Origin of the sequence: Mesorhizobium kowhaii, assembly GCF_003253745.1 — a bacterium.
GTDB lineage: Bacteria > Pseudomonadota > Alphaproteobacteria > Rhizobiales > Rhizobiaceae > Mesorhizobium > Mesorhizobium kowhaii.
Map to the genome: position 1 here is coordinate 65,260 of NZ_MZXV01000050.1, position 13,279 is coordinate 78,538.

Annotated in this window: 6 protein-coding genes; 3 read left to right on the forward strand and 3 right to left on the reverse strand. The window is 61.4% G+C overall.

The genetic code is table 11. The annotated features are described in order from the left end of the window. Positions 1 to 251: 251 nt before the first annotated feature. The 3 genes from dinB to B5V02_RS22175 all read left to right on the forward strand — a co-directional run bounded on the left by dinB (position 252) and on the right by B5V02_RS22175 (position 4,983). Positions 252 to 1,292 carry a DNA polymerase IV gene (gene dinB / locus B5V02_RS22165; RefSeq protein ID WP_111546287.1) on the forward strand — a complete coding sequence of 347 codons (1,041 nt, stop codon included), beginning with the start codon at positions 252 to 254 and terminating at the stop codon, positions 1,290 to 1,292. A gap of 92 nt (positions 1,293 to 1,384) precedes the next feature. After that, positions 1,385 to 3,325 (forward strand): ATP-dependent nuclease, encoded by a 1,941-nt coding sequence (locus B5V02_RS22170; protein WP_111546288.1) that lies wholly within the window; start codon positions 1,385 to 1,387, stop codon positions 3,323 to 3,325. Further along, on the forward strand, positions 3,322 to 4,983 hold the full coding sequence (locus B5V02_RS22175; protein ID WP_111546238.1) for a UvrD-helicase domain-containing protein: 1,662 nt from the start codon (positions 3,322 to 3,324) through the stop codon (positions 4,981 to 4,983). The genes B5V02_RS22170 and B5V02_RS22175 overlap by 4 nt, the downstream gene beginning before the upstream one ends. Positions 4,984 to 5,028: 45 nt before the next feature. Here B5V02_RS22175 and B5V02_RS22180 read toward each other — a convergent pair whose 3' ends face one another. The 3 genes from B5V02_RS22180 to ligD all read right to left on the reverse strand — a co-directional run bounded on the left by B5V02_RS22180 (position 5,029) and on the right by ligD (position 13,192). Continuing rightward, positions 5,029 to 8,346 (reverse strand): UvrD-helicase domain-containing protein, encoded by a 3,318-nt coding sequence (locus tag B5V02_RS22180; protein WP_111546239.1) that lies wholly within the window; start codon positions 8,344 to 8,346, stop codon positions 5,029 to 5,031. Then, entirely contained in the window at positions 8,343 to 11,009 is a 2,667-nt protein-coding gene (locus tag B5V02_RS22185) for a PD-(D/E)XK nuclease family protein (protein WP_167458609.1), read from the reverse strand. Before B5V02_RS22185 ends, B5V02_RS22180 begins: the two co-directional genes overlap by 4 nt. A gap of 245 nt (positions 11,010 to 11,254) precedes the next feature. After that, positions 11,255 to 13,192 (reverse strand): DNA ligase D, encoded by a 1,938-nt coding sequence (gene ligD / locus B5V02_RS22190; protein WP_111546241.1) that lies wholly within the window; start codon positions 13,190 to 13,192, stop codon positions 11,255 to 11,257. Between the last annotated feature and the right edge of the window lie 87 nt (positions 13,193 to 13,279).

Consider the following 13,279-nt stretch of genomic DNA (forward strand, 5'->3'; position numbering starts at 1 on the left):
AACTGTCTTCCCAATGGATTTCGGGGCTGATATGTTCCTTATTTGTTCTATTTGGTGCCCGAGAGTCAATCGGACTCGTTGCGTCGCGGCGAGTGTTGATCCCAGGCTGCACTCCGGCGAGTTGCGGTCTAACTTGGAATGCCGACAGGCGACGCAGGGACGACGAAGTGGGCGAGCGAGTTGACAGCGGCCTAGAAGCGGATGCGCCGAGGACAGGCACGGCCATCCTTCGGAAGATCATCCATGTCGACATGGATGCCTTCTTCGCCTCGGTCGAACAGCGCGACAATCCGGACCTGCGCGGCAAGCCGGTGGCAGTCGGCGGCTCGGCGGCGCGCGGTGTGGTGGCCGCTGCGAGCTACGAGGCCAGAAAGTTCGGGGTGCGATCGGCCATGCCCTCGATCACCGCAAAACGGAAATGCCCCGAGTTGATCTTCGTGCCGCCGCGCTTTGACGCCTACCGTGCCGTCTCCCAGCAGATCCACGCGATCTTCGCCGAGCACACACCGCTGATCGAGCCGCTCTCGCTCGATGAGGCCTATCTCGACGTCACCGACAATTTGTTGGTCATACCGGTCGCCACGACGATCGCGGAGATGATCCGCGCCAAGATCAAGGCCGAGACCGGCCTGACGGCCTCTGCCGGTGTCAGCTACAACAAATTCCTCGCCAAGCTAGCCTCCGGCCAGAACAAGCCGGATGGACTGTTTGTCATCACTCCGAAGCAGGGTCCCGCCTTTGTCGAGGCCTTGCCCGTGCGGAAATTTTATGGTGTCGGCCCAGCGACTGCCGACAAAATGGCTGGGCTCGGCATCGAGACCGGCGCCGACCTGCGGGCACAGAGCCTGGCGTTCCTCGAGGAGAAGTTCGGGAAGGCGGGTCCGTACTACTACTGGATCGCTCGGGGCATCGACGAACGCCCGGTGCGGGCCGACCGCGAGCGCAAGTCCGTGGGGGCCGAGGACACCTTTGCGATCGATTTGTTTGACCTCGAAAGTGCTCGCAAGGAGTTGGCGCCATTGGTCGGTAAGGTGTGGCGCTATTGCGAGGAAAGATCGATCCAGGGTCGCACAGTGACACTGAAGGTGAAATTCGCCGATTTCCAGCAGATCACGCGCACCCGCACGGTCCTGGGCGGCATCGGGGGCGAAGCCGACCTCGCCACCGTCAGCGGCGCACTCCTCCATCAGGTATTTCCTGTCCTTAAGGGGATCCGCCTACTCGGGGTTACGCTCTCGAACTTGGGCGAAAAGCGGTCAGCGTCTGAGCGGCAAATGTCACTGACCATCTAGGGCGACGGCGCCTTTCTTCAGAAGTCCTGCGAGCCGAAGCAAAGCGTCGTATGCTTGCCTTCGTGCCGATTATGGAATCGCCAGGGGGATACATGAAGCTCGTGCGCTTGCGGCTAAGTAACTTCAGGTCGTTCTGTGCGGACTACACAGAGGTCGCACTGGACGATCTGACATTTCTGCTCGGTCCAAATGGCGCCGGCAAGACCGCGGTCCTTCAAGCGTTGGCGAGACTGTTTAGCCTCGATCCGGCGCAGCGTAAGGTTAAGAAGTCCGATTTTCACGTTCCCTATGACGAGAAGCCCGACGAAGCGCCGGCCGAACGAGAACTCTGGATAGAAGCTGATTTCGAGTTCCCCGAGTTGTTGGGCAATGGCGGCAAGGAGGCCCCCGCGGTTCCTGGGAATTTCGCCCATATGCAGTTGTTGGGGATTGAAGGGCCAGCGCAGGTACGGTTCCGGCTACATGCCAAGCTCGACCAGGATGATGACATTGAAGAGAGTTTCACCTTCGTCATGAAGGTAGATGCCGACGGAAAACCGCTGGAGGAGGGGCGGGTCGCCAAGCACGATCGGAACGCCATCCAGGTGCACTACCTGCCGGCTCGACGCGATCCGTCAGACCACATCTCCTACTCGGCCAATGCACTGCTCGGCCGCGCTTTGCGCTCAGCGGATTGGGCAGAGGAGCGCAATGAGATCTCGGAACTGACAGAGGAGATCAGCGCGACCCTCGCCGGGAACGGCGCAATCGAGGGGATGACGAAGGCGCTGTCGTCGCAGTGGGGGAACCTGCACAAGGGGGATTTTTTCACAGACCCCTCGATTTCCTTTGATCGGAGCGAACTCGAGAACCTCCTTCGCCATCTGAGCGTAGGCTTCACACCGGGCCACGGCGAGCAACTGGTCGATTTCTCTCGGCTCAGCGATGGGCAGCAGTCGATACTGTATCTGTCGATCGTGCTGTGCATGCATCAGATCGGTGCCGACGTGCTGACCGGCAAACTGGCCACAGCATTCGACATCGACAAGCTTCGGCCCGCTGTCTTTACGCTGATCGCGGTGGAGGAGCCCGAAAACAGCCTCTCGCCGCACTATCTGGGCCGTGTCGTCCGAACGCTCGAAAAATTCGCCGGAGGACAGGATGCCCAGGCACTGCTCGCTACGCACTCCCCATCGATGATGCGGCGCGTTCCCCCGGAAACCGTTCGGTATATGCGGCTCGACGAAAGGCGCACCACGCTCGTCAAGCGGATCGTGCTGCCCAAAGACGCAGAGGCACACAAATTCGTCCGCGAGGCGGTGCAGGCCTTTCCGGAACTCTATTTTTCCCGCTTTGTGGTTCTGGGCGAAGGTGACAGCGAGGAGGTGGTCCTGCCTCGGCTGTTGGCTGCGGCGGGGATCCTTGCCGACGATGCGTCAATATCGGTCGTTCCGCTGGGCGGTCGGCATGTCAACCACTTCTGGCGGCTGCTGCACGGCCTCGGCATACCACATGTCACGCTGCTGGACCTGGACCTAGCACGGTACCAGGGCGGATGGGGTCGGATAAAGTACGCGGCGAAGCAGTTGTTGTCATACGGCGACGTCGCAAAGGCGAGGTTCACCGCGCCGCAGGCGAACGCCATCCCAACGTGGGATAGCGAGCAGGGGCTAATGCTGGCCGACGGTGGCTGGTTCGAACGTCTTGAAGAGCACCGGGTGTTCTTTTCTTCGCCGCTCGATCTCGATTTCCTCTTGGTGACGGCCTATCCCGACGCATATGGCGTCGATGATGGCGAGTTCGAGGATCCGGACGAGGACGCACTCAAGGCCGTGCTCGGCAAGAAACGCGATACTGTCAAAGGTCAATACGCCGACGAGCAGCTCAAATTCTTCGACGCCTACAACACGAGATTCAAGCTCGGCAGCAAGCCCGTGTGGCACATTCAGGCGATGGCGAACCTGACAGACAAAGAGCTGACCGACGAGATGCCTGAAGTTCTAGACCGCCTGCTGGACCGCATCCGCGAAGACCTGAAGGCGTTGCCCGAATGATGCGCGTTGACCGATGGACGCCATCGGACAATCTCAAGCTCGAGCCGAATGCGCTGGTCGCGGCAACAGAGATCGATCGAAACTTGGCGCTGACCGCAGGTCCTGGAGCTGGCAAGACGGAAATGCTTGCGCAGCGGGCGGACTTCCTTCTTCGCACTGGCACGTGTCGATACCCCAAACGGATTCTAGCGATCTCGTTCAAGGTGGACGCGAGCCAGAACCTCAAGGCGAGAGTTCGGAAGCGGTGTGGTCTCGAGCTGGCAGCGCGGTTCGATAGCCATACGTTCCACGCCTTCGCCAAGCGCCTCATTGATCGCTTCCGCCTTGTGCTCACCGGCACAGATGCTCTTGATGCTGATTACAGCATCGGCCAGCGGCGCGTTCAAAGGCAGTCGATCACATTCCAGGACATGGTTCCCCTGGCGGTAACGATCGTGGAGTCCAGCGATATCGCAAGGAACGCCATCCGACAGACGTACAGCCATGTCTTTCTCGATGAGTTCCAGGATTGCACCAAAGAGCAGTACGCACTGATCACGGCCTGCTTCCTCGGCTCCGCCGCCAAGTTCGTCGCAGTGGGCGACACCAAGCAGAGGATCATGGGCTGGGCCGGCGCGCTGGAAGGCATCTTCGAGACCTACGCAGCTGATTTCGAGGCAGAAGCGCTGAACCTCTATCAGAATTTCCGGTCAGCCCCCCGGCTTCGTCGCATGCAGAATGCGATGGTGCGGGTTATGGATCCGCCCGCTGCGCTCGACGATGCGGAACTGCCCGGCGAAGATGGCGAGATCGAAGTTCTTCACTTCAAGAATGCCACCGAGGAAGCCTCGTATCTCGCAGATGCCATCGATAGCTGGATGGACAAGGAAGCCATCGAGCCGTCCGAGATCGCAGTGCTCGTCAGCAAGCAGCAGAACCTTTATTGCCAGGAACTGCGCTCCGCGCTGCAAGAGCGGAAGGTCCCGTTCCGCGAGGAGGATCAGGCGCAGGATTTCGCGTCCGAACCGGTCGTGAGGCTGGTAACGGACTTTCTCCTCGTGGTCAGCGGTAGCGCGCAGCCGGAGGCGTTTCGCCGGTTGCTGGAAGCCGTCGTTTACAGCGAAGGTCTCGATGATGAGCAGGAATACCGTGCTCGCTCCCGATGGGATCGGTTTGTTGCCGACAATCGTCAGAAGATAGCGACAGGAGAGCTCTATCCAGGCGACCGGGCGGCGCTGGCAAAGCTCGCGCAGGAGCTCATCGACGTTATCGGTCGGGACGCCGTCGTGGCATTTTCAGCAGACTACGCGCAAGGCAACAGGCTTGATCAATTGATCGAGGGCACGGTGGCTCGCATATCCGATCTAGTCGAAGATGGGACCGACCTCTCGGCGGCGCTGGCTGCCTTCTCGGCCGACCGAGCCGTCAGGATCATGTCGATCCACAAGAGCAAAGGGCTGGAGTTCCACACCGTGATAGTGATGGGCGTCGAGCAGCAGACGTTCTGGGGGAAGATCGAAGAGGAACGCGCCGCATACTTCGTCGGGATTTCCCGTGCGAAACAGCGGCTAGTTCTCACCATCTGCGATCATCGCGACAGGCCAGATGGGGCGCCGCGGTGGACTTCGCAACGCACGGCTCATGCGGAGTTCCTTGGCTATGCGGAGACCTACGCTTAATTCCCTATGGTCGACGCGCTGCCTGCTCCTTGCATACTTGGACCGCTACACGACGGAACGGTCATTGGCGCCGGATTGGCGATGCACCCATCGGACCTCGCCCGACGTCATGTAGACGACTGCCCCCTTTCCGGCGCCGATCAGTTCCAGATATTCAAGCAGTTGGCTCGCATAGGCCTCGTGATCGTCCGGCGTTGGCGCGATGTCACTCTTCCAGTCGAATGCGGCGACCGGTTCACCGGCATCGAAGGCAATCGCATCGGCGCGCGCGGAAACCAGGATCGTGTCAGACCGCGCGCCATAGATTGGTATCTCTGGGACCAGCTTGGCCAGATAGGGTTGCAGCTCCTTGTGAGCGAAGGTTCGGAGCGCCGTCCTCGCCAGCTCTGCAGGATCAGGTCTTGCCGATCCTTCCGCGATCACCTGTCGGGCGAGAGCGGACGCTCGATGCTCAAGCGCGTCCAGGTCGGATTCCAACACCCCCGTCAACAATTCCTCCATGAGTTTGTGAAGAATTATGCCGCGCAATGCGCCCGCACCTACAACAACGGGCTCGGTCTCGGTTTCTTCGTCGGTCGTGCCGACATCGAGCGTGGCGCGATCAAGCAATTCGCGATCGATATCCGTCAGACTCGGGCGACGCCACTCGATCCTCGGGTTCAGGCGTACAATGAGTTCGTGCTCTTCGGCGAAGGCCGAGGCGGATTGTTCGTTCACATCAGGCGGCGGAACTGGTTCCGGAGGCTGTGGAGACGGGTGCTCTACTTCGTCAAGCGCGGACTGACCCAGGTCGAGGAATTTAGCCCAGCCGCCCTCGGGCACCCAACTGGGAGCGGGAAGAATGAGCAGGTCGAGAGCTCGCGTGCAGGCGACGTACAGCAGTCGTTCCCGTTCGTCTGCGGCCTCGGCTCGCTCGCTGGCAACGGCCGCGTCGAGCGTGCTTGAGATAACGTCACCCAGCGTCCAGTGCACGCTATTGTCGAGCGAACGAAAGAAAAAATCATCATCGCTTTCCGGCATGGTCACGAAGTTGATTGGAATGACAATCGGCCATTCGAGACCCTTGGCCTTGTGGACGGTGACGATGTTGATGCTATTGCCCTGATAATCGGATGGGGCTTCGTCGATCGGTATCTCACCTTCCCATTCTGAACCGAGATCGACCGCAAGTTGCTTGAGCCCCCTGACGTGATAGCTGCGCGCACGTTCAAGAAGGAGACTGAGATTGCCGAGGGCGCGGGCCTGCTGGTTCGGACGCCGGCCGGCGATACTTGGAATGACCCGCAGCCGTTCCACCGCCTCGGAAAGCAGCGCGTATGGTGTCGTTCCGCGCCGTTTGCGCCAAAGCTCCTGCAGGCAGTGCATGACATCGTGTGCCACAGGATGATGGACGCCCGACAGGTCGGTGTGGAGGTCGAGGACGGCTCCCTCGTTCTGCTCGCCAAGGGCGTGAGTGACGTCCAGAAGCTCCCGTTCGGTCAGGCCTACCAGCGGCCCGCGCAGGATAGCCCCGAGGGCAAGCGTGTCGCGACTATCCGCCAACGCTCGCACCAGGGCGACGATGTCCTGGGACTCCTGGCGGCGATAGAGGTTCTTGCCCGCTTGGGATGCGACCGGCAGTCCTCGTTCCTCGAGTGCACGTTCGTACCGCCATAGCTGGGTGCGTCGGGGAGCCAACAGAGCGATGTCACCGGGTTCGGCGCGCGCGATCTTCCCGTTCGATCGGCGGACCCAGACGTTGCCGACGAGGCTGTCGCAAAGGTCCGCCACAGCCTTCGCTTCGAGATCGCGGATCGGGTTGACATAAGTTTCTGGGGGGACCTCATAGCTCAGTTTTGCGATGCTTTGGATCCGGCTAGGGTCTTCGGCGACGGTCGAGTCAAGGGCTGCATAGCCGCCTTGCTGCTTCGTCAATCGCTGGGCGAAGACCCGATCGACATGTTCAAGGATACTCTTCCCGGAACGGAAGTTCGCCGAAATCTGCAGCACATTTCCCGGGAACTGCGCCTCAATTGCCGAGCGTGCACGCAGGTAAGACTTGAGATCAGCGCGGCGGAAGCGATAGATCGCCTGCTTGGGATCGCCAACCAGAAACAGCGCTCCGGGACGGAGGCTGCGGCTTTGCCACGACCCGGCGCTTCCGGGCTCGCTTGAAATAAGGAACAGGATTTCGGACTGGAGGGGGTCTGTGTCCTGATATTCATCGACCAGGATATGGCGATAGCGCAGCGCGACAGCTTCTCGCACCTTCTCATCAGATCGCAGAAGGTCGCGGGTTCGAACGAGAATGTCGTCAAAGTCGAGCACGGCAGCATTGCGCTTGAACTTCTCGAACGCGCCGATCAGTTCGTCAGTCTCGCCGAAGAAACTGGCGAGCAACGTATCAGCGATCGCCCCGATTGAATCGGCGAAGAGCTTGGCGCAGCGCTCATGGTGCTGCTTGCCGGTGGCAGAAAACTGTGCGCCATCGACCTTTCCACCCGATCGGGACCAAAGTCCGATACGACTCTTGTATCGTGAAATCACGTGTCCGCCGCGAGGGAGCAGCGCATTGCTCGGCGGATGAACGAGCAGAAACAGGCGCGAGAAATCGAGGCCTCCTGAGCTTGCCGGTGCAAGCACATTGGCGAGTTCCTCGAAGGCCACGACGTCGGTCATGGCTTCATCGGGAGCCGCCACGCGACTGATCCAGCGCCGATACTCCGCCACTGCCTCGACTAGTTCGCGGATCGTATCTGCATAACGCGGCGGCGGGAGCGGTCGTGCCTCGGGGTGCGAGCGTCGGAACTTGGCCAGTGACTTCAGCGTCTTTACGGCCACATTCGGGTCGTGCGCCGCCATGACGACGATCGGGTCGTCGCGTAGTGCCTCGTGCCCGAGACGACGGTTGAGCCAGGTATCGAAGATTGCCTCGAAGGCGAGGTCGGTCTGATCTGCATCCATGACGGCGGCGCCTGGGTCGATGCGCGCTTCGACGGCATAGCTCTGCAGAATGGCAAGGCAGAAGCTATGAATCGTCGCTGCAGTGAGTTCGCCCAGACCAGCCCGTGAACTTGAGAGTGACTTGACTTGATCGTCGCTCAAGGGGCGCTCTCGAAACGCCGGCTCCAGATCTTTCGGTATTGTCCGGTTGATCAGAATGCTGGCGAATTTGTCGACACGCGCACGAAGTTCGGCGGCAGCGCGCTCGGTGAAGGTGATGGCGGCAATACTGGAGGGCGCATGACCGGCGGCGAGCAGCATGGCTACCCGACCGGCTAGCAGAGAAGTCTTGCCGGTGCCCGCCGATGCCTCGACCAGAAGCGTGGTGTCCAGGTCGGTGAGGGCACGCCGGCGTTGCTGGTCGTCGGGTATCGGGGTCATTTGGTCCCCCAGTAGGCTGCAAGTTCGCGGCCTGCGGCCTCGCGAATGGCGTTGCTTTTGCGTTCGAGATAATCGGGTTCCGCAGGCTGTGCGATCCTCCCGAAGCGCTCGGGCATGGTAGCAATCCCCGGATAGACAACGCCGGACTGCAGGACGCTGCGAGCCAGCTTCACCCAGGCCGAAACCAGGTCAATAAAGTGATCGGGATTCTTCAGAGGAGAAGCGACAACAGGCGGCCGAAGGTAGATCAGCCGAGCAACGAGCGGCGTCGTGTTGGGCAGCAGCTGGCGGCACGCCAGCGAGTAGAGCACGCGCTGCAGTTCCGCGCCTCTGTCGACATTCACCTGATCGGCCGCCTTCGGCCTCTTCCCGGTCTTGTAGTCTGTGACGCGTACCGCAGCGGCCAAATCGCGAAGGTCGAGCCGGTCAATATTCCCTCGAATCCGTATATCCGACCCTGGCAGGACGACGGGTAGAGCAGGATCCCACGGCGGGGGCACTGCTGTGTCGCCGTCGCGGACCTCGCCGCCGAATGGCAGTTCTGTCCAGGATCGGGTGCCAGCTTCGGTGAAGGTTTCGAATGTGAGACCAGCGAGGCTCATCTCGGCCGCCTGCCTGACCGTATTCGTCCAGAGCACCGGAGGCGGTACGTTGGTGGTCAACGGCCAGCTCTTGATCACATGGGTCGAGGCGATCGCCAGCGCCTCTTCGATTTCGTGGGGGGCAGCTACGGTGAAGCCAGGCTCCAGCTCGAGATGATCGACCGTCCGGCGCAGAAGTTCGTGAACGAGTCGGCCCAAATCGTCGGCGGGAAGAGTGAGGCCACGTTCCTTGTGAACCAAGTCCCGCCAACCCAAGCCGTAATACCAAACATAGGCCAGGGGGTCGCGCAGAAGGCGGGACAGCGACGTGGGTGACTGGGGCTTGAGAAGTAGTGCCGAGAGCAGAGGATGCTCGTTCGCGACGAGTCCATCGTGGGGTGTGAGGGCACGCAGGCTCCGGTTGTGCGAGGCTGCCATTGCGGACGAGACAATCCGATCCGAAGTCCTGTCCAGCGGCCGGGCAAGCAGACGGTCGGCTTCGGTCAGCGCATGACTGGCCGCCCTGTCGCGATGGAGGATATCGACGTCGGCGACTGTCGGCATGAGAACGCTTGGCCCGGCGCGCTTGCCTTCGCTTGTCAGTCTTCCGTGCGAGAGCACAATTTCTTCAGCCGAAGCGAGAACATTGTCGAGGCAACGCCGGTCGACATCTTCTATGGGATCGGGATCGACCAATCCGCAGGGAATGATGTACCCGGGCAGGATGGGGTCAAGCCCGCTCCTGCGTGGCCACCCGCTGGTCGTAAGGCCGACCAGCCATGCGAAGCGACGCGGAGCTGCGGCGAGTTGGTCGGCGGAGCACCACGCGATCGCTTCAGCGGGATCTCGGTCATCGGCAACGCGCACAGCCTCGAGCGAGAACATGAGCGCCGATGCGGGTGCGGCACGCAACGTTTCGTCCCAAATCCTGCGGGAGCGTCCGCGCAGCAGCAATTTACCCACCTCTTCGGCAGCCTGGGTCCCGGTTTCGATCAGCTTGAGCACGGGCAGGACGATCGAAGCGGTTTCGGGATAAGGCTGAAGGGCGCGTTCCCAGTCTGCCGCAGTGGACAGTGACGCTTCGCTGGGCACAGGTAATCCGCCTTCCGGCAAACCGTCCAGGGTCGTGCCTTGGTTTGCAAGCAGGGAGAGCAGTCGACGTACGCGGGCCTGACTCAGTCCGCCCTGCAGCGCATCGGCGAGCGCTGCGCATCGCTGGCCGTCCCGGGTAGAGAGTGCCGGGCGGCCGTGGACGAAACAAATCGGCAGGCCAGACGATGCTGCATGCGCAAGCATATAGTCGTCCCATGCGATCGGCGCCGTTGTCGCGATGGCGATGTCCGAAGCGCGAGCGCGACCGGACGAGAGGAGTTCCCGGGCCCATCGCATTGCTTCGAGGGCCTCGTGATACGGGTCGGCGCAGCTTACGCTACGCCGATTCCCATTCTGGGCGACAGCATGCCTTGGCGTACTCCGGAACCAAGTGGTGTCACAGGAGGCTGGCGCGTCCCATTCAATCTCAATGGCCGCGCGCAAATCGTTGATGAGCGGCCGCCAGAGTGGATCGATCGCGTGGGGCCCTTCGATGCGAAGCGGTCCGATCAGGCGAGGCGCCAGTTGGACCGCGGCACGCGCCAGATCGCAGAGCTCGGGGAGAAGGCATTCGCCAGGCCGCAGGTGGAAACGCACAACGTCTTCGATCCGTGCGAGGTCCTTGACACGTGGCTGCTCGGCATATGGTTCCGACCGCAGGTCGAATCCTGCGCGCCAGACGTTTCGAAGGGTGCGGAGCACGGCGCGGGTCACGCCGGGCAAATCCCTAATTGGGGCGAGGTCTTCGAGTAGGTCCGGCTGGTCCAAGGCGGCGCGAATGCCGATTTCGATACTCTCGCGGGATGCTGGGTGCAGCAGTCCACCTGCAAGGCGCGCGGCCAATAGCGGAGGCGTCATGATCTGAAGTCCGAGCTCGCGACCACGCGCCGCCGCTGCGCGACGCATCGCAAAGGCGAGCCGACCTTGAACAAGTACGCTGCGAAGAATGGTGCCACCGGTCATGCTGGCGTTGGTAGCAGAATCGAGCACGTTCGTCCGCCCTCGATGGGCCTCAAATGACCCGGGTCGAAGTTTGGGGCCGTCAGGCGACCGCCCTAGCGTGCTTCCCTCCACGCGCTCATGCTGTCCGGAGGCTGGTGGCCGCTTTGTCGGTGTGAGGAATAATTCCTGCGACATTCGGAATTTCTGCTTCCGGGCAGGGTCGGAACGCCCTGGACGGAGGTTTCTGCGCGGGTACCAGGCGTCAGATTCTCTCCACTAGGAATGCTACATCGCTATCGGACTGCTTTTCGGACGCGGTCCGTCAGCGTTTGTTCAACATCAAAATAGCCTTCCCAAGCCTCGGACTCCTGAGCCCGAGCGGCGGCAGCGAAAACGTCAAATGCGTTCGCACTTTTGAAAGTCGGCAACTCGTCCCAGGTGACGGGTACGGCGCACGACGCACCTGACCGCGCTCGGGTCGACCAGGGACATATTGCCGTGGCGCCCTGGCCGTTGCGCAGATAGTCGAGGAACATACGACCCTTGCGTCTCGCCTTGCTCATGTTCGCGACGAAGCGGGACGGGTCCGTGCGGGCGAGCAGTTCGGCGAAATCCTGGCAGAAGCTCTTGACCGCTTCCCAGTCGGCCTCGGGAACGAGTGGAACGACCACGTGGACGCCTTTGCCACCGGACAGAAGCGGCCAGGATCGAAGTCCGAGGGCCTCTAGAACGCCGCGGATGTCGATCGCGGCTTGCTTGACGTCATCAAAGCCCAGGCCCTCGTCCGGATCGATGTCGAAGATTATCCGGTGTGGAAGGTTTGGCTGCTGGCGCAAGCTTCCCCAGACGTGGAACTCAAGCACGTTCATCTGGACGCCGGCGATCAGCCCAGCCAGGTCGTCGACCCAAAGAATGCGGCTCTCCTTGCCGGACATCTTCTCCAACTGTCCGTCATGGATGGCCTTCGGCATGCCAGGCAGCTTGTGCTTCTGAAAAAAGGTCTGCTGCAAGTCGCCGTCGGTGTCCCGCACCAGCGAAAGGGGCCGATCCTGGATATGCGGCAACATCCTCTCAGCCACCGCAGCGTAGTAAGCGGCGAGAGTTGCCTTCGTCACCTCCGTGCCCGGATACATGACCTTGTCGGGATGCGTCAGGGTCACGCCAACGGCGCGGGCGATCTCCTTGCCCATATGGGGATCCAGATTGGCCGTGGCGGCGGTCGCGACGGTCCTGGGCGCTTCCATCACCACCTGGTCGGCGCGCTTGTCTTCGCGCATGCCTTCGAAGCTCGGGTGACGTAGGCTCCCGTCGGGCGTCACCTCCGAATATGTGACCTCGGCAACGAGTTCGGGCTTCACCCACTTGGCACGACGCGCGATGTCGCGCGGCACAGATGCGAAGGCGGGTTTGTCCAGAGGCCGCTTCTCCAACTGCGCGAGGATCGTTCTGCGCATGGCCTGGGTAAACCCAGTGCCAACGCGGCCTCGGTAGATCAGCTTGCCGTTCTCATAAGTGCCAAGGATCAGCGATGCCATTCCCTGGCCGCTGTCGCTCTGACGGTAGCCGCCGACCACGAACTCCTGTCGTTTCGTGCACTTGATCTTGAGCCAGTTGGCGGTGCGATCGCCGACATAGCGACTGTCCGCGCGCTTGGCGATAATGCCCTCATGGCCGCCGGCGCACATGGTATTGAAGACCTTCTTGCCATTGTCGGCGATATGGCTGGAAAACTGCAGACTGTCGTGTCGTTCGCGCTCGCCGAGAAGCTCTGCAAGCCGTTCCTTCCGCTTTAGGAGTGGCTGGTTCGAGAGATCCTCGCCGTTGAGCTCCAGAAGATCGAAGGCGTAAAACTTGAGCGGCATGCCGGCTGCAATACCAGTTTTCAGCATGGAGAAATTGGTGCGTCCCTGACTGTCGATGGCGACAATCTCGCCGTCGATCAGCGCCGAGCCCTTGGTCAATGCTTGGAGCGGCGGCAGGATGACCCTGAACTGGCGGGTCCAGTCGTGGCCATTGCGGGTGTAGACCACAACCTGCGAGCCAGAGATGGCGATTTGGGCGCGATACCCGTCGAACTTCATCTCGAAGAGCCAATTGCCGCCCACCGGTATGTCGTCGGTGAGCTTGCAGAGTTGGAAGGGGCGAAACTCGGGCAGGGGATATCTAGGGGTAGATTCTGAGTCCCGGCGCCGTGGGCGCTTTTTGCTGAGGGCGGCCTCTACGGCCGACATTGGGAACTCGAATACATGGTCCGATTCAATACCCGCGCCGGGATTCGGTTCCACATCCGTGCAGTGGATGTTGAACCGGAAGAGCCC